Source organism: Bradyrhizobium sp. USDA 4454 (genome assembly GCF_054822705.1).
Genome location: NZ_JBTRCN010000001.1, coordinates 6,614,741 through 6,640,316 on the forward strand (window position 1 = coordinate 6,614,741; position 25,576 = coordinate 6,640,316).

Annotated in this window: 28 protein-coding genes and 2 pseudogenes; 10 read left to right on the forward strand and 20 right to left on the reverse strand. The window is 58.3% G+C overall.

The genetic code is table 11. The features are described from left to right. Positions 1-26: 26 nt before the first annotated feature. Positions 27-977 (reverse strand): 3-carboxyethylcatechol 2,3-dioxygenase, encoded by a 951-nt coding sequence (locus ACVIW0_RS30740; protein ID WP_461355761.1) that lies wholly within the window; start codon positions 975-977, stop codon positions 27-29. Between the two features lie 53 nt (positions 978-1,030). Further along, a complete protein-coding gene (locus ACVIW0_RS30745) occupies positions 1,031-2,248 on the reverse strand; it encodes an ABC transporter substrate-binding protein (protein WP_461355762.1) in 1,218 nt (405 codons plus the stop codon). A gap of 116 nt (positions 2,249-2,364) precedes the next feature. Here ACVIW0_RS30745 and ACVIW0_RS30750 point away from each other — a divergent pair, with 116 nt between their 5' ends. The 6 genes from ACVIW0_RS30750 (at position 2,365) to ACVIW0_RS30775 (ending at position 8,940) form a co-directional block, all read left to right on the forward strand. After that, positions 2,365-3,150 carry an IclR family transcriptional regulator domain-containing protein gene (locus tag ACVIW0_RS30750; RefSeq protein WP_461355763.1) on the forward strand — a complete coding sequence of 262 codons (786 nt, stop codon included), beginning with the start codon at positions 2,365-2,367 and terminating at the stop codon, positions 3,148-3,150. Positions 3,151-3,200: 50 nt separating this feature from the next. After that, a complete protein-coding gene (locus ACVIW0_RS30755; RefSeq protein WP_461355764.1) occupies positions 3,201-3,404 on the forward strand; it encodes a hypothetical protein in 204 nt (67 codons plus the stop codon). Further along, a complete protein-coding gene (locus ACVIW0_RS30760) occupies positions 3,401-3,643 on the forward strand; it encodes a TOBE domain-containing protein (RefSeq protein ID WP_461355765.1) in 243 nt (80 codons plus the stop codon). The genes ACVIW0_RS30755 and ACVIW0_RS30760 overlap by 4 nt, the downstream gene beginning before the upstream one ends. An 828-nt stretch (positions 3,644-4,471) precedes the next feature. Then, positions 4,472-5,671, forward strand: coding sequence for a Fic family protein (locus tag ACVIW0_RS30765; protein ID WP_461355766.1), 1,200 nt, complete (start codon positions 4,472-4,474; stop codon positions 5,669-5,671). 49 nt (positions 5,672-5,720) lie between these two features. Then, positions 5,721-7,232: a PIN domain-containing protein gene (locus ACVIW0_RS30770; RefSeq protein ID WP_461355767.1), complete on the forward strand. Its 1,512-nt coding sequence runs from the start codon at positions 5,721-5,723 to the stop codon at positions 7,230-7,232. A gap of 613 nt (positions 7,233-7,845) precedes the next feature. After that, entirely contained in the window at positions 7,846-8,940 is a 1,095-nt protein-coding gene (locus tag ACVIW0_RS30775) for a hypothetical protein (RefSeq protein ID WP_461355768.1), read from the forward strand. Positions 8,941-8,981: 41 nt separating this feature from the next. Here the strand turns inward: ACVIW0_RS30775 and ACVIW0_RS30780 are convergent, their stop codons facing one another. The 13 genes and pseudogenes from ACVIW0_RS30780 to ACVIW0_RS30840 form a co-directional block, all read right to left on the reverse strand. After that, entirely contained in the window at positions 8,982-9,290 is a 309-nt protein-coding gene (locus tag ACVIW0_RS30780) for a pPIWI-associating nuclease domain-containing protein (RefSeq protein WP_461357476.1), read from the reverse strand. Beyond that, positions 9,259-9,858 (reverse strand): annotated as a pseudogene (locus ACVIW0_RS30785) (pPIWI-associating nuclease domain-containing protein); the annotation flags it as partial. The pseudogene ACVIW0_RS30785 and the gene ACVIW0_RS30780, both read right to left, overlap by 32 nt. Positions 9,859-9,870: 12 nt before the next feature. Next, a complete protein-coding gene (locus ACVIW0_RS30790) occupies positions 9,871-10,695 on the reverse strand; it encodes a hypothetical protein (protein ID WP_461355769.1) in 825 nt (274 codons plus the stop codon). Positions 10,696-10,703: 8 nt separating this feature from the next. Then, positions 10,704-11,189, reverse strand: coding sequence for a hypothetical protein (locus ACVIW0_RS30795; RefSeq protein WP_461355770.1), 486 nt, complete (start codon positions 11,187-11,189; stop codon positions 10,704-10,706). Positions 11,190-11,313: 124 nt separating this feature from the next. Further along, the gene (locus tag ACVIW0_RS30800; protein ID WP_461355771.1) at positions 11,314-11,706 is read right to left on the reverse strand and encodes a hypothetical protein; all 393 of its coding nucleotides are present in this window, start codon (positions 11,704-11,706) and stop codon (positions 11,314-11,316) included. A 47-nt stretch (positions 11,707-11,753) separates the two neighbouring features. Beyond that, positions 11,754-12,314, reverse strand: a complete 561-nt coding sequence (locus ACVIW0_RS30805; RefSeq protein ID WP_461355772.1) for an HNH endonuclease — start codon at positions 12,312-12,314, stop codon at positions 11,754-11,756. A 63-nt stretch (positions 12,315-12,377) separates the two neighbouring features. After that, complete coding sequence (locus tag ACVIW0_RS30810) at positions 12,378-13,226, reverse strand: ImmA/IrrE family metallo-endopeptidase (protein WP_461355773.1); 849 nt, start codon at positions 13,224-13,226, stop codon at positions 12,378-12,380. After that, on the reverse strand, positions 13,223-13,546 hold the full coding sequence (locus ACVIW0_RS30815) for a helix-turn-helix domain-containing protein (protein ID WP_461355774.1): 324 nt from the start codon (positions 13,544-13,546) through the stop codon (positions 13,223-13,225). The genes ACVIW0_RS30810 and ACVIW0_RS30815 overlap by 4 nt, the downstream gene beginning before the upstream one ends. 54 nt (positions 13,547-13,600) lie before the next feature. Continuing rightward, positions 13,601-14,152 (reverse strand): 3'-5' exonuclease, encoded by a 552-nt coding sequence (locus tag ACVIW0_RS30820; RefSeq protein ID WP_461355775.1) that lies wholly within the window; start codon positions 14,150-14,152, stop codon positions 13,601-13,603. Continuing rightward, a complete protein-coding gene (locus tag ACVIW0_RS30825) occupies positions 14,149-15,312 on the reverse strand; it encodes a hypothetical protein (protein ID WP_461355776.1) in 1,164 nt (387 codons plus the stop codon). Before ACVIW0_RS30825 ends, ACVIW0_RS30820 begins: the two co-directional genes overlap by 4 nt. Beyond that, positions 15,312-16,214, reverse strand: coding sequence for an AAA family ATPase (locus ACVIW0_RS30830; protein ID WP_461355777.1), 903 nt, complete (start codon positions 16,212-16,214; stop codon positions 15,312-15,314). Before ACVIW0_RS30830 ends, ACVIW0_RS30825 begins: the two co-directional genes overlap by 1 nt. Beyond that, positions 16,211-16,714 carry an HORMA-1 domain-containing protein gene (locus ACVIW0_RS30835; protein WP_461355778.1) on the reverse strand — a complete coding sequence of 168 codons (504 nt, stop codon included), beginning with the start codon at positions 16,712-16,714 and terminating at the stop codon, positions 16,211-16,213. The genes ACVIW0_RS30830 and ACVIW0_RS30835 overlap by 4 nt, the downstream gene beginning before the upstream one ends. Beyond that, positions 16,711-17,661: a CBASS oligonucleotide cyclase gene (locus ACVIW0_RS30840; protein ID WP_461355779.1), complete on the reverse strand. Its 951-nt coding sequence runs from the start codon at positions 17,659-17,661 to the stop codon at positions 16,711-16,713. Before ACVIW0_RS30840 ends, ACVIW0_RS30835 begins: the two co-directional genes overlap by 4 nt. A 539-nt stretch (positions 17,662-18,200) precedes the next feature. Between ACVIW0_RS30840 and ACVIW0_RS30845 the strand changes: the two genes are divergently transcribed. After that, positions 18,201-18,542 carry a hypothetical protein gene (locus tag ACVIW0_RS30845; protein ID WP_461355780.1) on the forward strand — a complete coding sequence of 114 codons (342 nt, stop codon included), beginning with the start codon at positions 18,201-18,203 and terminating at the stop codon, positions 18,540-18,542. Here the strand turns inward: ACVIW0_RS30845 and ACVIW0_RS30850 are convergent. Then, positions 18,487-19,818 (reverse strand): tyrosine-type recombinase/integrase, encoded by a 1,332-nt coding sequence (locus tag ACVIW0_RS30850; protein WP_461355781.1) that lies wholly within the window; start codon positions 19,816-19,818, stop codon positions 18,487-18,489. The genes ACVIW0_RS30845 and ACVIW0_RS30850 overlap by 56 nt on opposite strands. A 522-nt stretch (positions 19,819-20,340) precedes the next feature. On the opposite strand from ACVIW0_RS30850, the pseudogene ACVIW0_RS30855 reads away from it, so the two are divergent. Both ACVIW0_RS30855 and ACVIW0_RS30860 read left to right on the forward strand, forming a co-directional pair. Further along, positions 20,341-20,794 (forward strand): annotated as a pseudogene (locus tag ACVIW0_RS30855) (hypothetical protein). Positions 20,795-21,234: 440 nt separating this feature from the next. Then, positions 21,235-21,852: a hypothetical protein gene (locus ACVIW0_RS30860; protein WP_461355782.1), complete on the forward strand. Its 618-nt coding sequence runs from the start codon at positions 21,235-21,237 to the stop codon at positions 21,850-21,852. 644 nt (positions 21,853-22,496) lie between these two features. On the opposite strand, the gene ACVIW0_RS30865 is transcribed toward ACVIW0_RS30860, so the two are convergent. The 4 genes from ACVIW0_RS30865 to ACVIW0_RS30880 form a co-directional block, all read right to left on the reverse strand. After that, positions 22,497-23,582, reverse strand: a complete 1,086-nt coding sequence (locus ACVIW0_RS30865) for an HWE histidine kinase domain-containing protein (protein WP_461355783.1) — start codon at positions 23,580-23,582, stop codon at positions 22,497-22,499. 115 nt (positions 23,583-23,697) lie between these two features. After that, on the reverse strand, positions 23,698-24,138 hold the full coding sequence (locus tag ACVIW0_RS30870) for a hypothetical protein (RefSeq protein ID WP_461355784.1): 441 nt from the start codon (positions 24,136-24,138) through the stop codon (positions 23,698-23,700). A gap of 279 nt (positions 24,139-24,417) precedes the next feature. Beyond that, positions 24,418-24,624, reverse strand: a complete 207-nt coding sequence (locus ACVIW0_RS30875; protein ID WP_461355785.1) for a hypothetical protein — start codon at positions 24,622-24,624, stop codon at positions 24,418-24,420. A 54-nt stretch (positions 24,625-24,678) separates the two neighbouring features. Beyond that, the gene (locus ACVIW0_RS30880) at positions 24,679-24,978 is read right to left on the reverse strand and encodes a hypothetical protein (protein ID WP_461355786.1); all 300 of its coding nucleotides are present in this window, start codon (positions 24,976-24,978) and stop codon (positions 24,679-24,681) included. Between the two features lie 182 nt (positions 24,979-25,160). On the opposite strand from ACVIW0_RS30880, the gene ACVIW0_RS30885 reads away from it, so the two are divergent. Next, the gene (locus ACVIW0_RS30885) at positions 25,161-25,532 is read left to right on the forward strand and encodes a DUF4118 domain-containing protein (RefSeq protein WP_461355787.1); all 372 of its coding nucleotides are present in this window, start codon (positions 25,161-25,163) and stop codon (positions 25,530-25,532) included. Positions 25,533-25,576: the final 44 nt, after the last annotated feature.

Below are 25,576 nucleotides of genomic sequence, written 5' to 3' on the forward strand. Positions count from 1 at the left end.
TTCCGCATTCGCGCGGGGTTAGTCGATCAATGAGCGCCGTCGGCCTGCTTGGCCGCCATCATCGCCATGCCGGCGATCCAGCCCGGAATCGCTTCGTAGAATTCCTGGTCCATCTTGAAGTGACCGCCTGTCGAAAAGGCACCGAAGGCGGCGACCCATGCGAGGACCTCGTTGGCGCCGCGTCCCGCGACTTCGCAGACCTTGCCGGTATCGAGCGCGTCGGCGCGCCATATCTGGCCGCTGCGAAGGATTTCCATGAACTCCGCGTCCCACTTGGGATTGAGCGGCTGGCACGGCCCCTTGCCCGCCTCGGCGAGAACACCTGCCTCGAGCACGCGCTTCTCGCGAGCTTCCTTGGCCTCGGCGGTCGGATTCCTGCCGTTGATCAGCCGCTCGCGGATTTCGGGCGGTGCATCCTTGATCGACGGGAGCGGTGGATCGTGCGAGAGTCCGCCGGACGCGGCAAACAGCACCCGTTTGCCGGACCGCATCGCGAAGCGGCCGACGGATTCACCGAGTTGGCGGGCGCGGCGGTAGGTAGGCACCGGCGGCGCAGCGGCGTTCACGAAGATCGGCAAGATCGGAATCGACTTGAAGTCTCCGAGCATCGCCTCCCACAACTGGACAAAGCCGTGATCGACCGGCATGCGGTAGGAAACCGCGACGTCGAAATCCTCGGCCCGCAAATGGTCGATGAGTTCGAGCGCCGTCTTCTCCGGAACGTCCAGCGGGCCCGTCCCGCCTCCCCAGTCGCCCAGCGAGACGGCTCCCGCTCCCACGCAGAACGAGGGCATCAGGTCGTAGAAGAAGCCATTGAAGTGGTCGGGCGCGAACTGGATGATGTAATCAGGCGCGAACTCCTTCACGAAGCTTCCGAGGCGTCCGAACGCGGTTCGAACACGTTGCTCGGTCTCATTGCTGGCAGGCCCCTTGTACATCAGGGGAGTATGGGAAGCGCAGACGATGGCGGCTGACATGGTCGAATTCCTTCGAACGTCGAGTTGAGTTGTCGAACGACGGCTGCGGCAGGCTACTTCTTCACCAGCGGGCATGGACTTTCAGAAAGCGGGCGGTTGAGGAATTCACCTGGCAGCGTCTGCACGACGTTGTAGAGATCCCAAGCGCCCTTGTTCTCTCCGGGCTTCTTCACCTGGAGCAGGTACATGTCGTGGATCATCTTGCGATCTTCGCGGATATAGCCATCGGCCGCGAAGACGTCGTGCACCCGCTCTTTTTCCATTTGCTTCATCACCGTCGGTGCGTCGTCAGTGCCCGTCGCTTTGACCGCCTTCAGGTAGTGCGCGACCGAGGAGTAGACGCCGGCGTGAAAGCTGGTCGGCATTTGCTTCGCCTTCGCGAAGAATTTCTCGGCCCAGGCGCGCGTTTCGGGCGTCCGGTCCCAGTAAAACGGGGACACTTCGTAGGCATCGTGTGCGATCTTCAGGCCCACCGCGTGCACGTCCGTGAGCACCGATTGCAGCGGCACGATCTTCGCTTTCGCGCTCAGCCCAAATTCATCGGCCTGCTTCAGCGCCGTCACGGTATCCCCGCTGGAAGCCGCGATCCCGATGACGTTGGCGCCTGCGCTGGAGGCGGTCAGCAGAAAGGATGCGAAGTCGGACGTGTTGGGTGGAAACACGGAGTTGCCCACCACCTGGCCGCCGTTGAGCTTGACTTGCTCCGAGGTATCGCGCGTGAGGGCATTGCCGTACGCCTGATCGACAGTCAGGAAGTACCACTTGGTTCCACCTGCCTCGATCACGGACTTGGCAGCGCCCTTTGCCAGATTGTAGGTATCGACCGTCCACTGGACCGTGAGCGGTGAACAGGCCTTGCCGCTGAAGTCCGACGAGGTCGATCCCGAGAGCAGCATGATCTTGCTCTTCTGCGCGGCCACGTTCTGCACGGCGAAGCCGATCGGCGAGCCCTGCATGTCCGCAACGGCATCGACGCCTTCCACGTCGAACCAGCGCCCAGCGATCTGGGATCCGATGTCGGGCTTGCCGGAATGGTCGGCCGAGATCACTTCGACGTTCAGGCCGGCGCCGAAGTCTTCGGCGGCCATCTGGGCGGCGACGACCGAGCCTTTCCCGTTCGCCATGGATGTCGGACCGGCGATGTCGGTGAGAACGCCGATCTTGACCTTGCCATCGCTGAGGTTCGGGGCGCCGCCGGTACTCTGCGCTGCCGCCGGTGCAGCCAAGGTAAGACATACGGCCGCGGACACATAAAAGCGTGAATGAACCATCGTTTCCTCCCCTCGCCGCCTGTTTGGGCGTGCGGACGATGGATTGCCGCCGATTGAACTATGATTCCATCTGAGTCTGTGAAATGTTCGCAAGGCGAACACGTCCGGAGGCGATCATGCACCGCAGCGTCAGGGCCCTTTCCCGAGGGTTGGCGCTGATCAATGAGCTCAATGCGAGCGGGCCATCGAACGTCGTGCAGCTCGCGAAGAGGACCGGCCTCAACAGGACGACCTGCTACCGCTTGCTCGATACGCTGCGCGAAGACGGCTACGTAACGTTCGACGAAACGAACGCTTTGTTCGGTTTGACGCCCCAAGTGCGCACCCTCAGCGAAGGCGTTTCTTCACGCGACCTATCAAGCCAGGCTGCGCTGCCGGCGATGTTCGGCCTGCTCGACGAGGTTTCGTGGCCCAGCGACTTCGGGGTCTTCGAACTCGGCTCGGTCCTCATCCGGGAGAGCACGCATCCCTTCAGCCCCTTCTCGGTTCACCGCTCGATGGTGGGCCGCAGAAGATCCTTGATCCGGAGCGCCCTGGGCAAGGCCATCCTGGCCGCCTCGACGCCTGCGCTGCGTCGCGAGATGCTCGAGCTGACGGCCTCACTTGTCGAGGAAGACGCAGGCCTGGCGAAAGACCGTCGCTTCATCAATGAAATCCTATTGCAGACGAAGGAGGACGGATACGCCTCGTCGGTCGGTGGATCGGAGGCCGGCATCAGCGCCATCGCGCTCGCCATCCATGGCGGTGGCCCCGTGCTCGGCAGCATCAATCTGATCTTCTTCTCGTCGTCGATGACGCCCGAAGCCGCCGCGAAGAAATACCTGACCAGCATGAAGGTCGCAGTCAAAGAAATCGAGAGGCGATGGTCCGCGGCAAACAAAGCCCGGGGGAAGCCGCCATAGCAGCGCCGCCGGCAAACGAGTAGCAACACGGCGGGATTGCCTTCGCTCAAATGCACCAGCGCCTCGGCGCAACCGTGATCTACGTGACGCACGACCAGGTCGAGGCCATGACGCTCACCGACCGGATCGTCATGCTGAACAAGAGCGCGCCGATCGAGTTCCACAATCATCCGGCGACCCTGCTCGTCGCCGGCTTCATCGGATCGCCAAAAGATGAACCTCCAGGCCTGTGTCGGAATCCGAGGACGCGGTGACCTACGGCATCCGGCCGGAGCACATCGAAGTCGGCGCCGGCGGCGCCTGGATGAGTGACGTGTGTTTCGCCGGGCGGCTCGGTAACGACACATTCCTACGTGTGGGCGTTGAGGAAGTCGGTCGGATGATCGTGCGCGCCGACGGCGATACCGAGGTCCCCGCCGGCAGCCGCGTCCGTCTAACACCGCACGCTGGACGCGAGCACCGCTTTGATGCGGAAGGACGACGGAAGGCTTGAGGCTCCGAATGATCAGCCGGCTTCTGTCTCCCTTCTCCCGCATGGGATGTATGTCCGTGGCCGGACTACCTGCACCGGACCCGTCCGCTGCCGTCGGGAGTGAACAATCGCAGAAAATCGCAGCTTGGCCGACAAAATCGCAGGATTGGTAGCGGGGGAGCGCTACCGCCTTTTCCCACACCAACCAAACCTGCGATATCTCATCCAATCCTTCGCATAAGGCATTTCACGAGCGTCGCAGCGGGCTCAGCTCTTACGCTCGCTGTTAGAGATGTGCGTTGAAAGTCCACGAATCTTAGTATCGGGGCGGCAGCCGCTGAATTCGCGGAAACTCGAAAAGCCGCGCATGTTCGGTGCCGCCATCGCACAGCAGGCCGCAATCAGATTGCTTTCGCAGCCTGTACGGTTTCGACGGTTTCGACCTGGAAGCGCCGGGTTTCCATCTAGCCGGCTCTCAAACTCGTAGGTTCAAATGGAGGATAGGATGTTCAGGTTATGAGACGGATGGTAGTGAACCAATGGTTTGATAATACTTCACTAAATCTGCCCGAAATTATTTTTGTGCTAGCATTTGTGCTAAATCAGCGAGTTAGACGACCCGAGTGTGATATATGTCACACTTTTAAGCACCGATCTTGACGAGGTCCCTAGCCGGGACGGATGGTCTGCTATCGCCTCGCTACCGAGCTCATCCGCCGGGGCTTGCGCCCTCCTCCCTCTGCCAGTTCGATCCCCGTTGCCAACCGGCGAAGAAACCGGCAAAATAACCGGCAATTTCAAGAGTTTATTTTTATATAAGCTATTGATTTGTATACATTATAACCGGCAATGAAAGCGGCAAAAAAAATGACTTCCCCTACAGCGATGGAACCTCTCTTTCCGGAGGAAAACAAGGCGCTGTCAGATCTTGCAACAGATCTCGTCGCAAAGAGCAATGCCCTGGCGGGACGCCTCCATCCCCTCATTCAGGAGGGCATAGGCGACCTGGTCCGCTCAATGAACTGTTACTACAGCAATCTCATCGAGGGTCACCACACCCATCCAGTCGACATTGATAAGGCCCTGGCCGGCGACTATAGCGCGGAGCCCGAAAAGCGCGACCTGCAACTTGAAGCCCGGGCGCACATCGACGTGCAGCGAAAGATCGACCTCGGCTTGGCGCCGCAGCCTTCCACCTCCGCCGAGTTCATCCGCTGGGTGCACAAGGAGTTCTGCCAACAACTGCCGGAAAACCTGCTTGTCGTGTCAGACCCCCAGTCCGGCAAGGAAGTGAAGGTCATTCCGGGCGAACTGCGGCAGGTCCACGTAAAAGTCGGGCGCCATATTCCACCTGCACCGGAAGACTTGGCCCCCTTCCTGGCGCGCTTTGCGGAGGCCTACGGAAACACCAAGCTTCCTAAAATCCAGCGCATCATCGGTGTAGCGGCCTCACATCATCGTCTGTTGTGGATTCACCCGTTCGCTGACGGCAACGGCCGTGTTACGCGCCTCTTCTCACACGCCTTTCTTAGGGAGCTAGGCATCGGTTCAAGCCTCTGGTCAATTTCACGCGGCCTTGCTCGGGCTGTCGACAAGTACAAGGCGGGCCTGCAAGCCGCCGACGAGCCACGTCGTGGCGATCTCGATGGTCGAGGCAACCTGACTCAAGCTGGCCTGGTGGATTTCTGTACGTTCTTTCTGTCGAGCTGCGTCGACCAGATCGTGTTCATGGAATCGCTGTTTGAGCCCACTGAGCTTCAGCGACGCATGGAAATCTGGTGTGAGGAAGAGACACGGGCTGACCGCCTCCCGAAAGAGAGTTGGGCTCTCCTCCGCGAAGCCCTGCTTGCGGGCGAGTTTGCCCGTGGCAAGGCTTCCGAGCTCACCGGCTATCAGGAACGGCAAGCCAGGACAGTACTTAACACGCTCATCGAAAAAGGCTTCCTTGTCTCGCCGACTTCACGAGCACCCGTGAGACTGGGCTTCCCGCTCGCCGTTGTGGATCGATGGTTTCCGCGGCTCTACACGGGCCCCACGAACGCCAAGTAGCACCGAACGGTAGCTCATCGCGAGACACCCGCCGAGCCTGGACACTCAAATGACTTCGAAGACTCTACATTTATTTCCGGACACCAATCTCTTTGCCCAATGCCGCGCACTCGAAGAGCTAGATTGGAATCGCTGGGGAGACTTCGACGAAGTTCGTCTTATCGTCTCCCGACCGGTTCAGGCTGAGATTGATCGTCAAAAAAACAAGGGCAGCGATCGCCTGGCGCGGCGCGCTAAAACAACCTCCAGCGTGTTCCGCGAGATTATTCTTAGTCCGTTAGATCATAAGGTTGTCGGCAGCCCCTCCCCTACGGTGAAGCTGTTCATCCTCAACAGTCTAAAGCCGGATCCCACTCTCAAGGACCAGCTCGACTACGAGCATAACGACGACGTCCTCGTCGGAATTGCTCACGCCTTCGCCAACGAACATCCTGGTGAGGACGTTCGTGTTCTCACCCACGATACCGGCCCGATGGCATCCGCAAAAATGGTAGGGGTTACGATCGCTCCTATTCCGGACGAGTGGCTGCTCGAACCTGAGTCGACCGAGAAGGACAAGATAATCAAGGCCCTGGAAACCAAGATCAAGCAACTCGAACGATCAGAACCGGAGATAAAAATCGCGTGCGCTGATGTCGATCAGCAGCAATTAAAGCGGCTTGAAGGCGAAGTGATCGTCTATCAGCCGCTCACATCATCGGAAGTTTCGGAATTGATGGGGAAAATTAGCCGGCAATTCCCTATGGTCACTGATTTTACAACACCATCAACGCCCACGCCAAACTTTCCGCAAGTCGGGCGACACTCGTTCTCCAACTCGGTGTATCAATATGAACCTCCGAGCAAGCCGTCGGTTGCGCGATACAGAGATAAGCTCTACCCGGCGTGGATCTCACAATGCGAATCCATTCTCAAAAGCCTGCACCACATCATGCAAGCTGAATTGAATGACAACAGGTTTGCGTTCTATGCATCCAACACCGGGAGTCGACCAGCTAAGGATGTGCTCGTGACCGTCAAAGCGAAGGGAAACTTTGAAATCGTCACTCGCGAAAAGGATGATGACGAACCGCTAGTAGTCTCGGAGTTCCAGCCACCACCCACGGCGCCCGTCGGTACCTGGATTCCTCAAGGCAGCTTCGCATTGTCCGCTCTCACACGGGCTGCCGCAATGGCAGAGGTTTCTCAACGGCCGCTCGATCTATTAGGCTTACACAGCTTGCACAATTTTCGAGATCACAAACGAGATCCAAACAAGTTCTTTTGGAAGCCGCGGCCGGACAATGGAATTCCTGTTCCTCAGTTCATCTTCGAATGCGCGCAATGGCGGCACGGGGGTGCGCCTGAATGTTTCTGGGGATATATTTGGTTCAATCCTGACCAGGACATGGTCTCAGGCGCGCTCGAGTGTGAGATCCAAGCCGAGAACCTAACAAGCCCGGCAAAGCTTCTGATTCCAGTCCGGTTAAGCGTAGAGCGGAAGAGCATCCTCAGCATCGCTGAAGAGAAGGTGGCCCTTCTCTTGAGGTCAGGCGGCTTTCGCTTTGGCACCGAGAGCTAAGCATCTACCAGCTACGCTCTCTTAGAGGTAGGTTGCTATCATCATGAGCCCCATCAGCCTTAATGAGCTCGCAAACCTAACCGGTCTGCAGCGCGAGCCGATCGCTCCATGACTGCGCTCCCGAGATGGTCCCGCCACTTCTTCACGAACATCATCATGAGGCGGGGATCCCGACCTCGAAGAGAAGCGCGATCGCCGGATAGCTTGACGCCACGCGAGGTTCGGAAGGCAAGTGACGATGGGGTAATCAGACCAGATTTGCTACTTGACGTTCCGACCCCGGTTAGAGAAGACCGGTTAAGAAGGCACCCGGGCAACGGGCAGCGATAGCGGCGCCGGAATGAAATGAAGGCGAGCCCGTTGCGCGGGTGCCTCCGGCGAGCGACCCTCTGAGACAGACCATGCCGACCAAGCAACTGAGGCTCGTTCGCGGATCGTGGGTCCCGGTTATAGGAAACTCTCAAGCGCTTGTAAGACCGTTACGTATTCCGACATACTATAAGTGAGATGACATACGAGAGGCATCCCCATACGGGAGGTTGGGCATGACTGAAAGGAATCCGCGAAATGACGGGCTCCATGTGTTCAAACTTGATTTGAGCGCGATGCAGCCTTGCGACGTCATCCTGACCCGCAACGCAGAGGCAGCGACGGCAAAGGAAAAATCACGTCAGACCTGATCGCGTTCGTCTCGCGCGGGAACTACAGCCACGCGTTGATGTGTACGGTGCCGCCGACGCTCATCGAGGCGATCGGCGACGGGGTCACGAACTTGAACGCGCAGAACTGCTTCATTCACGACCTCAAGCACATCCGCGTCCTTCGGTATTCTGACCCCGCCATCGCGCGGCGGCCGCAAGCGCTGCGCTTCTATTTTTTTTCAAAGGGCTATTCGGTGCCCCGCGCCATTGCATCTGTCTTGCCGGATGCGCCGCGGTTCCGGCCAAAGGACGACGGTATCTTCTGTTCGGCGCTTGTCGCTGCCGCCTTTCGCACCGCGGGCGCGCCGGCGGTCAACCCCATGAGGGTGACACCCGCGTGGCTGCAAAAATCCCCGCATTTCCATGACGTCACCGACGATCTCTGCCAACGCATCCTGTCCCCCAGCAACATCGAGGAAATGAATGCGCTCGATGGTGCCCGGATGCCCTCCCCCATGGCGGGCCAATCGGCGCTGTTTCGGTCTTATTTCGGCAGGTTATGCGAGCCGATCAATGAACTCATGGCCGCGCATCCGACCTTGACCGAACATAAGCCAACCAACTTCTTCGAATGTTTGCAGTTCATCAGTGCGCTTTGCAGGGCCGCAAGCTGGCTGCCAGATGGAGAGGAAGAAAGGGAAGTGAGACGGAAAGCTAGCGCCATTGATGCGCTGGCGTTCGAGCTGCTTTCCGAAGGCAAGCTCCAGGCGATGGAGGACGCGGCCGAAGCACGGGACGAGGAAAGCATCCAGTACACTTTGAGCGAATCGTTCAAACCCGATCCCGACATCAACTTAGATGATACGGTTAAGATGATCCGCGCGACGCGGTCCCAGATCATCTCGCGCGCGTCCATCCTAAATGATCCCGAGCGACCGCCAGGCCATTCGATGGCCTGGGACGAGTGGGAGAGACATACACGGCGATCCCTAGCTTACTTCGAGAGGCGACTTAGCGCGCTCACCGAGGCATTGAACCGAGCCTTTCCGGCTGCCCCGAAGGCTTGAATGGATCGTTTTGCGAGGCACGAGGGAACGCGGGCGGCGAGCTAATCATCGAAATCGTCGTCGTCCGGCGCCATGCCGTCTCGCCACGAACTCACATCGACCGCGTACTCGGTCTCGCTGAAGGCCATGTTGAGCGGATCGTCTAGCGACACTTGGATATCGCAATGGAAAGGAAAGGATAAATCGGCTTCGGCTCCGTCGCCCCGCCTCATGTCCGAATTCGATCCCCATTGCAGACCCACCGCGATCGTCCCCGTCGCGCGGTACGTAATGAAGTGCGCGCCGATCGAACGTACCGATGTCGCGCCCCACATAGACTTCTTCGACGGAGTGATGGGTCGCCAGCTCATCTACTTCCAGGATCGTGTCGGTCATCAGCGCATTCACGGTCGTATCGTCTAATTCGTCTTGGATGGCATCCAGAAGCGTCTTTCGACATTCGTGATAGGTATCGAGGAAGTTTCCCAGCGCCTCGATCGCGCCTGAGGCTGCGGCGTCCTGCTCGTCGCGCCCCTCGATGATCGTGTCTTCGCGGCCGTGAACGTGCTTGCTCAGATTATCGACGGCCTTGATGAGCTTTTTCCGGATCGCCGCGATATCGATTTGAAGCGTATCCCTAACGAAGGCGTCGCTCAAGCCGCCTTGAATCGCAAACACGATCCGTTGGCCCCGGGTCGGCACATTTCCTTCACGCTCGGACACGAACCATTGTGATTGAACGACTTCTTCGACCGGCGCAAGCGTTCCCAACATGTGCTCGAACAGGATGCGCATGGCCGTGCTGAAGAAATTGAGACGCAGCGGATTGTCGAAGTCGCCAAGCGCGTGCTGCGCACCGGTGATCGTGGTTCGCGAGAAATCATCGAGTGCTTTCGGCTTAAACGCCGCCAGTTGATCATTTAGCCAAGGCAGTGCCATAGAACGTATCCGCTAGATTTCACCACGCCGGACCCGGCGCTCGTGCTTGTAGTCGAAACAGCGGGACATGCGGCTCACGAACTTTCCTTTGTGGAAACGCCACTTCGGCTCGTCGTCCAGCACAGTCGTGAAGATGTCGCCGGCCATGCTGACGCCAAGGCCATAGAACATCCGCACCAGCACGAGATCGTAAACCTGGAAAGCAAGGCTATTGAAGCGATTTAGCGTGGCGACACTTTCCATGCCAGGATCTTCACCCTTGTCCGTGCGGATCATCGCATGCTGGAACTGCGGAACAGCGGCATGCACATAGAGCGAGAGATCGCCATAGAGCGACAGGATGGCTCCGTTGGCTTCCTGCGGCTTCTCGAACTCGTCGAAATAGCGCAATTCGCCGACATAGTCTTCGAAGCGCTTGCCCCGATCGGCAAGGCCGGCGAGCCGCGCCTCGAATGTCTTTGCATCGGTATGAAAATCGCGGGAAGAGAGTTTGACCGCGGCTTCCAGCAGGAACCGCAACTCCCGCCGCGCGGCGTTCTGCAGGCCTTCCTTGGCGCTCATCGTCACCGCCAAGACCGACTCGCTAAGGTGCGGGACGAAGCGGAACATGAGGTAATCCTCGGCGGCGCCATAACGCGTGCCCTGTAAGCGGATGTAGGACTGGGCCGTCAGTAAATCCGCCGTGATACCCTCAAGGTAACGCAACCCATCCTGGAACGGCCGGTTATTCAGCGTCTCCTTCTCGTATTCCTCGCGCTTGATCCGCATCGAACGGAAAATCGCCTCTAATGGATTTTCCGTGTCATCGGTACGGTGAGAGTCACCGTCAGTCGACACCGCTCATCTCAAAAGAATTGCTGTGGATCATGGAAGGCGGATGACAAGTCGTCCCTCTGTTGCATGATCGCGTCGATGACCGCGAGGGCATCGCGCATGAGGTTTGCATCACGGACCCGGTCGAAAGGATACATCTTGTTGCCGTGAAATAGGTTGTTGCGAACCCGCCAGACGGCGTTCAGCAATTTCCTCGTCGTCGTGGGCGCAGGATCTTGATTGCCGAATTGCGGCTGCGCGTCATCCTGCACGTAGAGATCCTTGGGCGGACGCGCCACGAGCACCGGCGCGATGGCGGCATCCCGGATGGTTACGAAAAAGGCGGCGGGCAAGTCCGCTGCCAACCGCTCGCGAGATGCGAGCGCGACCGTTCCTTGCTCAGTCCTTTGAGGGTAGCCGCATTGCTTCATGGCGAACTCAAAGCGGGCAAACGTCGCAAAGAGCCGCAAGGTTTCGTCGGCCGGCAGGCCACTGAGAAGTTCATCGGTGCTGAGCATGGGGCAGCGTCCAAGGATAGGCTAAGGGATGAGGAGCCCGATCAGAATGCTCCCATACGGACATTTGCGCGGCGATTTTGCAATATCTTCGATTCAGTTGCGGAGCCAAGGTCTGGGACTAGGACTACAGTGGATCTGTAAACGGCGGCCTGCGGCGCTCCGCTGTCATCATCATCGCCAGACGATGGCGCTCCTCTGCAAACTCCGTGTGGACCATCTTCTTGGAAACGGAGTCGATTGCCAGAAATTTGAGTTTGGCCATATCGGCTTGCGACCGGAAGTAACGGCCAGTCTCTTCACTTACCACGACGGCGGCAGCGTAAAGATCAAACAGTCGGACGGCGACGACAATTTGGCCCGGTAGGACCGAACTATATGCAATGTGATGCGCCTCATGAGGCGTCCAATAATTCGAAAAGATCGCGCAATTATTGGCTTCAAAAACGTTTCCCGCGCATGGCTTGGTGGAGTCGAGATCAACGCTCCGGCATTCCGCAGTTTGAGCCCCAAGGATCATCTAGATAGGCATCGCCCAGCCAGAGAAACGCCAACTCGTAGATGATCTTAAGCAGCGCATGTTGAACGTAGGCAAAGCTGACCTGGATCTTTCTTGATGATTGGCGTTTGAACGGTCCGCTCGGTGAAATTCTTGGATTCCGCTTCAAGTTCTTCATCGGACAGCGGCCGCAACTTGTGGCGCAGCCGCTCGCGGCGGATGACTTCGGGAATCTGGTCTTTATCGCGTGGGTGCAACGTTATCTGACGGACCTTTTGGCCGTCCGGCCGCTCGACATTTTCTGCACGGTGAAGCTGTCTGTGAGTGAGTTTTCCCGTAGCCTCGTCGAATGTTGTCTGAATGCGCCCTGCCGCCTCTCCGACGAGCGTAGCATCGCCGAGAAATATCTCGTACCACTTGGGCACGACCCCTGAATTGCCGGCCAACCCGAGTTTCGCTCGCCGAGCACGAACGGGTAGAAAATCGCCCAGCGCAGCATCAACGCGCGTCCCAAGTTCGGAATTGCACTGATCACACACCCGGTGAATCGTAAGGGATCCACCAATCGCTCGAGGAAAGACATGTTCTTGACTCGGCGGACGCTCTTCCAGGCAAAAAATGCAACGCATGACTTTACCCTCGATACGCGGTGATTGACCGTTGTCTGGTCGCCTATTCACGAATCCAGAGAACTATTTGCCGAAACGATCCTCGAAGGGCGGAGGATCGTTGGGGAGCAAAAGAAGCGAAATTGCAAAATCATATTGCTCCGAGAGCACCGTCATTTCGAGCACAGGCTCTGAAAACCAAATGCCGCCGTCGTGCTGCTGCGTCGTTTGGCGCTCTGCCGTGAATCCCTGTGCGGCCAAGGAAGCAACCGGAATGGCGATTGGGCCAAGGGAGGTACGGAAAAAAGCTCCCGTTCTGAGTGCCTTTGCACTTGAGCGAGCCCATAGAATAAAACCGTCTCTTGAGACAACGAGCACGGCACGCTTTTCCGTGTAGGAAAGCCAGCGAAGCGCGGCCGCAATCAGCGAGACTCTGTAACGCTCAGCACAGTCTGAGATGACATCTAGGTCTATGGCGGCATTGGTTGGAACGAGGCGGCGAAAATCGTCGAGTGGCATAAGCAGATTGGCCGCGAAGACGTTGGCTTGGTGCTCAACCTGACCGTGCTCAGAATCCCATTGAACGAAATCCTGCTCGCCACATCGGATACCGTCGGGGTAAGCAAGGCGATGTAGAAGGTAGTGACCGAATTCGTGCGCGAGCGTGAAATTTATCCGGCCTGCAGATCGGATTTGGTTGTTGTAGAAGATACCCCAACCTTTCTTGCCTGCTGGTGCTTTGTACAAAGCGCCATCGAAGCCGGGCAGACTGTCCCCGACTACCCGTGAAACCGGATCACGCGGGAATTTCTGAGCACTATATTCTTGGGCGACCGCGGTTACGTTAATTGGAAAGTGTTCTGCTCCCAAGACCGCGTTCAAAACGTGGGTGATCTCAAAGGCCCAACGCTCGGGAGAGAACGGCGAGGTCATGAGTCATCACCCCAGAGCTTCACCATCTTCCGTATCTTTGCCTTAGTCACGTCATCCATCTGCCGGTACTGGCGATAGAATTTTGCGTCCGCGGCATCTTCGGTAGAGAGGGCCTCGCCTTCATCCAGAAGATACTCTATCGTCGTATCAAGCTGATGCGCTATTTTCGCAAGCTTGTCCGCCGATGGACGAGGCGGATTCTTATTTTCTAGCTCCCATATGTAGCTCTTACTCGACTCTGAAAGCTCGGCGAGCTTGTCGAGGCTGAAGCCTTTCTCTTTTCGAAGGCGGCGGATCTTGTCTCCGAGCGCTGTGGACATCTGTGTCTCTCCTTTTATGAGTAACAATTGGAGTGACTGTCAGGCATTATCTGCCTACCGAGATACCAACTTTTTACGAATGAGACGAAACAGTTCAGCTTGATACTGAGCATCGTGCAAGGCGTTGTGATCCGATTTTGACTTGGGACTTAGCTTCTTATCAATTGCGCTAGAGCGCGTATCTCGCCATGTACATCCGGTGGCGCCCATATAATAGGCTTTGATGTCGAGCGCGGTAAATCCGAAAGGATTCCTCCCAAGAAATTTGTGAAAATAGTAGTTTACGAAGGACCAATCGAACGGCGCATTAAAGCCTACGAACACCGCCGTATCCCCCTCGTGCACAAAGCTTTCAATCCACGACGCAAACTTTGCCATCGCTTCCCTTGGAGGAACACCTGTCTTAGCTAATTTCTCCAGCGAGAAACCGCCGACTTCCAAAGCCTTGGGGTCGGCATTTCTGTTGATCGGTTGTAGCTCACAGGAAAATACACGCGTCGGCTCGTCCACGTCGCAGGCACCGATTGACAGAAGGCTGTATTCTCCCGGTATTGGACCCGCCGCCTCTACGTCAATCGAAATGAAGATTTCGCGTTTGGAGTTCATGAGATTAGGGGCTCTGTAGCGACAAGGGGTGGTCGGCTTTGGATCGCAGCCCAATGCTCTCGAAACGCTCGCCGTCGTTCTTCGATCGTTCCTGTCGTTTTCCAATGCAGGCCCGCAAAGGTGTGGATGTCGAACGGATGAGCACTCCCTTCCTTGACGGTCAGCATTGTCGGAAGGCTCCGACCAAAGGCATAGCCAAGCTCCAAAAAGCAATTGGGTCGCATTCCCGTAATGTCGGCTAGGACGATCCGGCTCCTGTGCAGCTTAGCAAAGATTTCCTGATCGATGCGCGCGTGCTCGTATTTTTGCTGACCGTCCACGACAACCATACGGTAACCCAGTTCTCCTTCAATTACCGGCTGCACCACCACCTGGAAAAACGCCTCTACATCGGCGAAGTCCTCATGGCCTGGATTTAAAAGCCGAACAACGAACGCGGGCGGCGGTTCCAGATTTTCCAGAAGGTCTATGATGCCCTTAACCTGATCGGCCGTATCGGTACGCGCCGTGAAATTGATACGATTCATCCAGGTGTGAGCGGTTTGAGCCACAGTTCGAAAGAGGCGCGGAGCCTGGCTGCTTGACAAACCCAAGGTAAAAAGCCGGCGCGAGCCTTGATCCGCCGGGGTGATCTTGTTGCCGAGGGGTACAACCGGTTTACCCGCATCGTGATACAAGTTAGCCAGGAACAACACGCCCTCAGAACCACCAACGGTAAGGAGGATGTCACCCCAGCGGGCCTGCGCTTCCATCCGCTTACTGTTCATATTCCAGTGGGACACGTTCTCGATCTGGATGAGATCTGAAGAACGCAATTCATCCCAAAGGCTCTGAAATTCTGCCGGGATTTGCTCTTCCGTCTTGTGGTGTTGCACGGCAACGACGAGGGGATTTGGGGCGCCGGTTGGGCGACGGGCGAGATTCTTGTGTATTGTCTCCAAGATCAACCAATCGAAGCAGATCGGCTTGCTGTCGACTGGCCGAAGCTTATCGCCATCAACCGGCAGCACGAAGGTTACGCCCCGCGCGACAAGCTCGCGCACAACACCTTGCAGCAATTCGCGGGCCTGAGCCACGTCAGCCGTCGAAGCATGGGCCAACTCCAGTGATACGCTGCCCGCGATGTGGATACGACGTCCAAACAGAGGCGATTTAACCATCAGCGGTCCTCCAGAGTTGGCGATGGCTTCATGGCCAATACGACCGACTTAAGATGGTCGAAGGAGAGCGGGCGGTCTGGAAAGGCCAGCGCCAGCGCACTCGGATAAAGGCGCGTGCGAATATCTGAGTACGTCCAGGACGGCTGCCCATTCTTTGCTTCGGTCGCGGCTACCAGTTGCGCGACTTGACTGTCCGGCAAACCGAGGGCCGCCAGATCGAACTTGAATAGTTGTCGGCGCTCGTCGGCCGTCGGCCTCTTGAATTCCTCGACGATGGCCGCGCGTCTTTGCAAGGCGGGATCAAGGATCGAAAGCCTGTTTGTGCAAAGGAAGGTGACGACGCGGCCACCGAACCTGCGCAAATGGTCGATCCCCTGTATGAGTGTGTTGACGGCAACTTTATCTTCGTGGTGGCTATGGTCTTGAGATCGTGAGGCGGCCAACGAGTCGCCCTCGTCGATAATGAGGATCGCGCGCCGCCCGCGGCCCGCAGACTGTGTCACGCGGTGAAACGCTTCCGAGAGATGCGTCCCCATCTCTCCGACCTTGCCGGTACCGCGAACGCGGTTGCTGAGCTTAAACAAGATCGAATCTTCTGCGCGCGCGTCTGCAACAATGCGGTTGGCGAGGCATTCGGCGTTTGCCGTTTTTCCCGTACCCACGTCACCGTGAAAGATGGCGAGGGGATACTGTTCGGCGACGAGTTCGGACAGCAGCAATTTGCCGCCATGATGCTTCTTGTTCCAGGCGCCGATTTCATCGAGGCTCAAAAGGAGGCGAAGCTGGTTGTGAACGCGCTTGTATCGCTCCTCAAATCCGAGCAGCGTCTTCGCTTTAGAGGTTAGTGCGGGGTCCGGAAGCGGAGTTTCGCTGTCGAAAACTTTGGGAGCAGGCTGGTTCATGAGGCAAAGTCCTTTCGCTGCATACCGAATGCATTGCTGGCATAATCGCGGTTGCCCGCCGACTTCAGCGTCGCGTGACTGGTGTCGTCGCTTGTAGGGCCCCAATTGATCTTCAGCTTGGGGCCCATCGCCACCTTCCAGGCGGAGGTGTAGTCGTCGGTGTAATAGAGGATGATGCGCAAGTACGGGTTGGCAACCTTGGGCCACATCACTCCGCCAGGGCGGCTCATGGTGAGATCGCCCGAGGCAGTGTTGACGGTGTATTGCACCGCACAGACTTCCACCGTGAAGTCGCGGAGCAAGGTGACGTCAACCTTTTCAAGAAATCCCTTTTTGGCGAGGGCTTCGACATCGTGGGCATATTCCCGCGCCTTCGCTTCGGTGATGGCGCCGGAGCTCTGGGCGATCATGACGAGATCGGCCGTAAACCTCCGCGCCACCGCCTCGACGTCGACGTTGGTGTAAGAATAGGTCTGACTGGCAGTTGCAGAGTGGGTCATGCAGGTTCCTCGATCTTGAAGCGGGGTCCAAAGATTTCCTTCCACACCTCGGTGTCATCCTCTGCCGAAGCAAAGTGCGCGGCTTCCCAGGCGTTCTGCGCGGCTGCCACGATCATCTGCCGCTCGGCCTCGGTGATGCGGCTGGCGACGTTGTTCAGGCTGTAGACCGGATCGATAATCACGACAGGGTCGTTGAACGTGCCGAACGGCGGCGTGTTCTCGGCGAACTGGATGTGCTCCTTCAGACCGGATTGCGCGATGTAGAGAAGGATGCGCCGGAACCGCTGCTCGATCGACCCGGTGTTGCCCTCCGTGTCGAGCACGTGCGCGACGAGCAGCTCGATGATGAACGATTTGAGCGGTTTCAGCTCGGCGTGATTGCGCCACTTCTTCATCAAGCGGACCAGCGTGCGGAAGTCCTTGTCCTTGTTCTTCCGGTCGCGCACGAACTTGATCTGGCAGGGCGCGCAGGTCTGGAGCTTCGAGCCGTCCTGCAAATCGAACTGCCAGCCGTAGCCGGCGCGCTGCGGGTCTTCAATGACGGGGACGATGTCCACGCTCAGGCCCGTGCCGACGAACGAGACTGTTGCGGCCTTGCGCTGAATCTCGAAGTCCTCGACATCCTTGTTGGGATAGATCTCGATCAGCAGCTTGTAGATGGTGTCGTTCAGGCCCTGGAGCGTCTCATGGTCGATGCTGCGGCCCGAGATGTAGAAGACTACATCGACGTCGACCGGATCGGTCGAGGTCTTCCGCAGGATCGTGAATTTTGCGAAGGAGCCCGCCTTTACGACCTTCGTGATCTTGATCGTGGTCTTCTCGCGTACCGTGCGGCTGAGTTCGGTGATCAGGCGGTCAACCTGCTCGTGATATTCCTTTCGCTTGTCGGCCGGTAGGCGCAGCACGTTAGAATCGTAATACTGAAGTTCTGTGTTGTTCAGGGGCAAGGGGAGGCTCCTCTAAAGAGTCACAAAAAGTTCTGACTAGCGAACACCGTGACCGAGTCTTTAGAAAAATACAAGGCGCAAAAGTGCGTCTACTCCGAACATCCACCGGGATAAGGGGCGACGGCGGACGCGGTGCCACTGCTCGTCATGTGCCAAACATGTGCCATGTGGGAAATTGTAACGATCGGCAATCGATCGGAATGCCGTCTCGCAACATATTGATATTACTTAGTAAAATGAGGGAATTCGCCGTAAGGCGTGGAAATCGCTTGTACCACATGAAAAAGCCCGCCGAAGGCGGCTAATTCATTGATTTATCAAAAGTTTGGTTGCGGGGATAGGATTTGAACCTACGACCTTCAGGTTATGAGGCCGAAGGTCCGATGAAAGCAAATAGGCCGTCCTGGGTGCTTCCTCGGCCCTATCAAAGCAGTTCGTCCGATTTATACGCCACGGCCGCCCAACCGCTATCCCATGCGCTTGAATTTGAATCGCCCCGCGATTTCAATGCTCAAACCGGTCACGGTGCGGGATGGAACATGCGCCACAATGATGAGACAGTTTGCAACGAGTGGCCCGGTCGCAAGAAGCGCCCTCGCAAGACCCGTGGAATGCCACCGCCCGCGACGTTCGATATCGATACGCTGCCGGGCAGCTCAAATTTGACGGCACTGGAAGCGGCCGCGGTTATCCGGCGCACGCCCGGGGCTCTGGAGCAATGGCGGCGCGATCCGAACCACGCGCTGAAATGGCGCTACGTCGACGGCCGCCCGCTTTACCGCGTGGATGCGGTGCGGGATTATCTGGCCGGCTCCGATAAAATCTCTAAACCGATCCAGCCGCATAGTGCTCGCGAAGACGACCGAGCAGCTCAGCCTTGATGGGGTCGAGGGGGTTCGTCCGCTGTAAGCGCACGACCTTGCCGACCCGTGCCGCGCCGATCAGTTCCGCGATGTAGTCATGCGCCGCTTCGAACGCCATCTTGCGAATGATCCACTGTTCGTCGTGGTTGTAGACCTGATCGATACCGCCGGGCTTCTGTCCGACACATAATCGCTGGATCTCGTTGTCGTATCCGCAGCGTGACATGATGGTGCGCAAACTCCGTCTCAGGTCATGCATGGTGAACTTGTCAACCCCCGCTTCCTTAACCAAACGATTGACCATCTTGGTGAAGCCCGACATCTGGCCGCCTGTCTTCGATGACGGGAAGACATAGTCTGAGGTTGCCCGCTGGAAATGTTTCGCGGCCGCGAGCACCTCATCAACGAGGTGAGTACGCGGTACATCGTGGTGTAGGCCCATCTTGGTCCATGCCGCATCGAAGGTAATGCGGTCCTCCATGACGTGCTTCGACCACTCGATCATGGTTGGCTCGCTCCGGCGCGGACCACCAAGCAGGCACGTCCTTGCCAGAAGCCCGAAGGTCCCGAGCTTGCCGGATGCGTGCCAGAATTTGATTATTTCTTCGTCGGTCAGGGCACGGCCCTTCGTTCGGCGTCCGACCCTTTGCGCACGGGTTTCCTTAGGCTCGCGATAACCGGCAAGCACATTGTGGTCGACATAGCCCTCGCCGACGCACCATTCGAGGAACGTGTGGGTGTGTTTGCGCAGGTCCTTTGCCGCGCCACGCTTACCGGTCTTGGTAACCTTGTCGACCGCTGCCATGATTTGCCGTCGCGTCAGGTCTCCGACGCCACTATCGGCGTGCTCCTTGAGCCCGCGCCGCAGCGCCGACATTGCCGGCTTCCAGTTGACGACCTGCCGTCCCGTCAATGACATCTGGTAGGGACCATCTTCAACGATGAGGTCAGCCAGTACGGTGCGCTGCTTTTCAACCGCCTGTTGTCGCCTCGCCTCGCGTTTCGCGTCGTTAGGATCCATGCCCTTGAACACCTCGCCTGCGGCAATGGTGGCGGCCTTGCGCGCGGCTTTCTCATTGTACTTGGGCCAGGGGCCGAGGGTCTTACGCTGGGTTCCCCTCACCCCCGGCTTGGTGAAGAGGTAGACCCAGGTCCGGCCGCCGGTGACGCGCATGCGCAGGGCGAGGCCGGGCAACTTGTCGTCGTGGAGATAATGCTGTGCCTTGCCCGACGGGAGCGTAGCGTTGCGGATCACGGCGTCGGTGAGTGTTAGCTGATTGATCGGCTCCGGCATGGTCTCTGCGCTCCTTATCGAGATGTGCCCCGTAGACGCCCGGATCGTCCAAGCGACGGGAAACTAGCATTGACTTTCCTTCGCTTTTCCGCCCCGGGGCACACCGTCATGGAAGGACGGCGCCTTGAAGAATAGAGGCGCACAGATCCCTCCCCGATTTGTGTGCCCCAAGGGAAAATCTGCGGCGGGCACAACCGGGGCACACAAAATGCGGTATGGCCGCTTATGGCCCCTTGAGGCTAAAACAACTATAAGCCGATGTAATAGAATGCATTATTTCGACGATACTATGGCCGCGCAGGGTCAACCTGGATCTACGGATTGTGGTTCACACGGGAGAGGTCCAAGGTTCGATCCCTTGTGCGTCCACCATCAAAAGCCCGCAAATCGGGGCTTTTTGCATTTTACGAACCAGGTCGAACCGGCGTCGGGCGGCGCCAAACGGCAGAACATGGCGGCAAGGCCCGGGGAAAACCCGGGGAATTTGTTCTTCACCCGTTCTGGGCTTTAGTAGGCCCATCCATGGCACCCAAGCACCACCCCACCCCGCTATCCGGCGACGATCGTAAGGCGCTGACCAAAGAGGTGGCGCGCGCCCGGGCGGTCACCACGATCCTCGCCACCCGATCGGCCGAGAAGCGCGCTGCCGGCGAAGCCCTGATCCGCGAGGCTGACGACCTGCTCTGCCAGAGCTGGAACGAGCGCATGTGGGCCGATGGGGGTCCGGTCGATCCCTCGCCGTCGATCGACCAGGCCATTAACGCCGGCTACCCGTGGCTGGAGATCCGCTGCTCGCGCTGTAAGATGCCCCGGGCGGTCGATCTCGCTGTGCTACCCCGTGTGCCGACGACGTGCGTGCACGACCTGGCTACGCCTCCGCTGCCAAAAGTGCGCCAGGATCAGCAAGCGACCATCAGCCGAGCTGCTGCAACTCTGGCACCGATCTCCGGTCGGAGATGAAGTATGGCAGAGCTGACGCGCCGCCGCGATCAGGAGGCGGCCCGGGAAAGATGGAATATTTCTATGGCGACGTCCGTGTTGGATCGATCGGCCTGCGCGCCGGCGCACCGAACCACGTCGATCAGTGGGAGTGGAAATGCGGCTTCCACCCCGGCTGCGGTCGGGCGACCGGCGGCCAGGCCGGCACCTTCGATGAAGCGCGCGCCGGGTTCGAACAAGCATGGGCCGAATTGCGGCCGACCCTGACCGAGGACGACTTCCAGGCCTGGCGCGATCACCGGGATTGGACCGCGCGCAAGCAGGCGATGTGGGAGCGTGGCGAAAAGCTGCCCTCTCAACAGTCATCGTCGCTGATGCGCTGTCCCTGCGGCGCGACCATTGATAGCCACCGACCGGCCGAAAGCTACACGCACCGCCAACACATCTATGCCGCGCGAAGCGGGCTGGGATTCACCGATGAAAATGAAGGGCGAGCGTCCCTACGCCGACCCCGAGAAAGCCGCCCGCAGGATCATGGAGCACGCCCGCGCGTTCGAGCCGATCCAGGACGGCCGGATCTACATCGAGAAGATCAACTATCCGATGATCTATCAGGACAAGGCAAAGCCGGCCGAATATTGGGCCGGCTTGCAGTACGCCAGGGAGCAAGGCTGGCTCGAGTACCACGAGAGCGGCACGTTCGTGAGGATGCTCCAGCCGGGCAGCGACCTCTTCGTGGAATCCTTTCGAGTTCTTGACGGGGCGCCCAAAGAAGCTTGGGATAGCATCCGCCCGGCGCCTCCAAGGCCGGCTGCCCCTACCGCAAGGCGAGGTCTCGAACCCCCATCCGGGGCCTCGCCGGTGCTGTTCGGATCATGGGAACGGCGCAAGGGAGCCCGAATAAAAAGCGGCGGCTCGATCGAAAGATTGAGGAACCTCCGGCTTACATGGAACTTACCTTCCCGTTCCGCGCAGGAACCTAGCTGGGAGGGGAATGCATGGGTCAAGTACGTCGTCGCGTCAAACAAACCAATTCGCTTGAAGAGCGTCTTATCGCGCGAGCCAAAGAGCTGCGCGATCAGGCCGCAATGCTAGCCCCAAGTATCGAAAAGGAAGCGCTCTTGAAGCTGGCCCGGCAAGCTGAGCTTGGCGCAAGCATGACCGAATGGCTGCGTGGTCCCTAGGTTAGAGTCTCCGACATGAGCCGATCCGCCGAACCCATCAATGCCCTAAAGATGGCGGCTGGTGCGCTTAATTGGCACGAGCCGATCGACTCGATGCGCCCCTCGCCAAACTTCGACGACGTTTTTTCGAGGAACTTGCGGGCGGCCGATAAGGCCTCTTTAACGGAGCATCGACGCGGCCTTCATTATCCAGAATGTAGATGCGGTACTCCTTCACAGCAGCTCACCCAAGCGCATTCGACGATGCATTGACGTCTAGATAAATATTCCGCAACTACCGGTAGACCTAATCTACTCCCGGTCGTTCGGACCCGTGAGTGCATCAAAAGAAACGGCCCCAGCGAGGAGGTTAGCTGGGGCCGTTCCCATTCCTATGCTTTGCCGAACCGCCGATGCAATAATTAGGCGTCTCTCTGGGCCCAGTAAAATCGATCTCAGTGAAAAAGCCTGCCCAGTTCTCAGAGGATCGAATCATGTAGCGGTTCCAGAAATCACATGCGTGAATCAATGTCCGAATTTTACTAATCCGATAAAGGCCAATTCCGGACTCTGTCTTTATCTCAGTGCAGACGTTGCGGGCGCGGCTGCCATTGTCGCCTCGACTCGTCTCTGCGGCTGGCGGAATGCGGGATTGCTAGGCCGTGGATTTGATCCGGTTGTCGGAGTTGCCTTGATCGAGGCGAGAACGACTTTAAGTTCGTAGATGAGACCTTCCGGCCGATAATTCAGTTCCAGATTCTGCGCAAATCGCTTAGCCATCCCGTTCAAAATAGAACTGCCGAACCCGGTTCGTTGCGGCGGCTGGACCTTAGGCCCTCCTGCCTCGCTCCATACGAACCTAAACATGTCATTTCCCTCGCACGAGTCAATGTGGCCCTCGATAGTGACCCGACCTTCCGGTCGTGCCAGCGCTCCGTGCTTGACCGCGTTGGTTGCAAGCTCATGGATGATGAGTGAAAACGTCTGTGCCGCAGGCGTGTTGAGAACCAGATCGCAGCCGACACAGCTGACTTGATTGACAAAGCTTACCAATTCTTCCGAAACAATCTGATTGAGCGGCGCTCCGGTCCAGCTGTTATCTGCGAGCATCGCGTGTGTGCGGGCCAGAGCTGCGAGACGCATTTCGACGGCCTGCTTTGCCTCCGAAACCGTCTGACTTTCCATCAAGGTTCGGGAAACAATCCCCTGCACGACAGCAAAAAGATTCCTAGACCTGTGTCGCAATTCTCCGAACAGAAATTGTTGATGCTCGTCATGCAACAAAATGCTGGCGACCATGCCCGAAACCAGAATGACGTTGATGCTCCCGAACACTGCAAACATCAACATGGTCCAACCCGCTCCATCCGCGAGAGCGAAACTGAATGCAGGCGGAAGGAACAGGACTGAGCCCGTGGCCAACGAAAGGACCAGCGTCACAACGCCTGGCCAGAATCCGCCGGCGAGCGCCATGCAGAGCACCGCCAAGGAATAGGTCGTAAATGGTGCGCTGGTGGATAGCTCTTGGTGCAGCGCCAGTCGCGCCAAGCTGGCGGCAGCAACCAGTCCGAATGCGGAGCCGTATACCCGGAGACGATTTTGCCGAAATTGACGAATGTGGCTGAGCAAGTTGGCTTTGTAGAACGCACGCGCGAACAGCATCGGCTGGCTCCGATTGGATGCTGTCGGATTGCGACGAGCAAAGGATGAGGGACAAATTCGGCCGGGAGGCGCTCATTACCCGACTTGGTAATCATCGCCTTCGAGGGCCGCTCGGTCAATCCGGCAAAGTGTCCAAAACGGTTAGCTCTTCGCGCGCCTTTTCCAGCAGGCCTCGGATGAGCTGATAGTTCTTCAAAGCGAGCAGCGAGTTAAAGGCTTGCTCATCCATGTAGTATTTGGTGCCCTGTCGCTGAATGAGCCCCCAGCCCTGCAGCTGTTCCAATCTTCTCATGACCGTCGTGCGGGGAACGTTCATAAAAGCAGCTATCTTGGCTACAGAAAACGGCCTCTGATCGAACTGCCCGAGAGCAACGCACAGGCCTATGAAGAAAGTCTCGAGCCTGCTTCCAAAAGGCTCGCTCTTCGGTGCGTAAGCTCCATGCAGATTTCGCATTATCTCGATCATCAAACGGCAGAGCACGAGTCGCTGTCGCGCGACCTTGATTGCGTGCGACCCGGTTCCCGTTTTCCGTCGCTCAAATCTGACTTCGTCCAACCCGCGCCTCCACGGGGGCCGCCCCGAGCATTCTCTAGCCCGACGCCACTTCGATTATAGCAAAAGCCTCGCCTCCGCTGAAGCCGGCCATTTAAGCCTTAGCTACCCAACGAGTTAGGGAGCTAACCAGCTTCCAATTCTGCGCGGGGTCAAAAGGCCGCCCTTGCCCGCCCAACCGAGCGACTTCTGCTTTGTGGCCGGAAGCCGACGTTTGTGAGTACACGACCTAGTCTAGAGCCAAAACGGGGGCACCGGATCCATAGTCCGGTCCGAGAACTCCTACGAAGCCCGATCATCGATCGGATTACGCGCCAGTGCTGAGGAAAAGGCAGGACGACTACGTGAGTTCGCAACCATCTTGCGGATCATCGGGGCAATGGGAATCCGGCTTACGGCAAAACCGGCCAAGAGCACGACGAAGAAGAAAGCCGTGGCGTAACGGCGATGACTCGCAGCGATGACGCTCGGCCCTTGTGCGTCCACCATTCCCTTCCTACCAATCCGCGAGATACCGGCGTCCGATCGCCGCTCGCCCCCGTTTTATTGCCGGCGGCGGTGCGGGGCGGATGACGGGTTGGCGGTGCCTCGGCTGAGTTCGCCGAGCAGGCCGCGCACCGCGCCGTCGAGCTCGTCGGATGGCGGGGTGGCTTGATCGGCGCCTTGCGTGCTGGTCGGCCGATGCCAGCCGCGGGCGGACACGTCATCATTCGCGGCCCGAAGCCGCGGCGTGCGAACGTGCGGACGCGACCGCCGCCTCCGGCGCGAGATCAGCGCGCGGACGCCATACCCCAATACGAACCCGATCCCGGCGACGAGAACGACAATCAAGAGCTCGAGCATCGTGTTGTCCCACCATCACCCTGCCGCAGTGCAATAAGCGCGACAATGCGGCAGCGACTTGACCGGGCCGGTTCCTTATCACTGTATCGCGCACAACCCTGCCCCACGGAGTCATACGGGGTTTTGTTTGCAGGCCTCCTCCGCTACCTTCCCGGAACTCGCTAGGAGGCCGGGACGTCTCGATGCGCAAGGGAAATGATTACATTCTGCAGCTGCGGCCGTGGTCGTTGTCGACCTTCATCGTCGCATTGCTCGCCGTGGTGCTGGCCACCGCGACGCAGGAGATGTTCGCAAGCTTCGGCATGCAGCTCTATTTCGCGGGCTTCGTGCCGGCGATCCTGATCGCCGGCCTGGCGGGCGGCGCACCCGCCGGCGCCTTTGCGACGATCATCACGGTTCCGATCGTTTGGTGGGCGTTCATGCCGCCTTATTTCGAGTTTTCTTGGCCGACCGCCGACGACTACGACAGTCTGGCGATGTTCTTGCTGTCGAGCGCGCTCTTGGTCAGTTTCTCGCAGCTTTACCGGGAAGCGCTGGCCATCCTGCGGAAGTAAGCGGCCACCGCGCGCCGCGCCTGGCCCGCCGGCGGCAAGCCGGT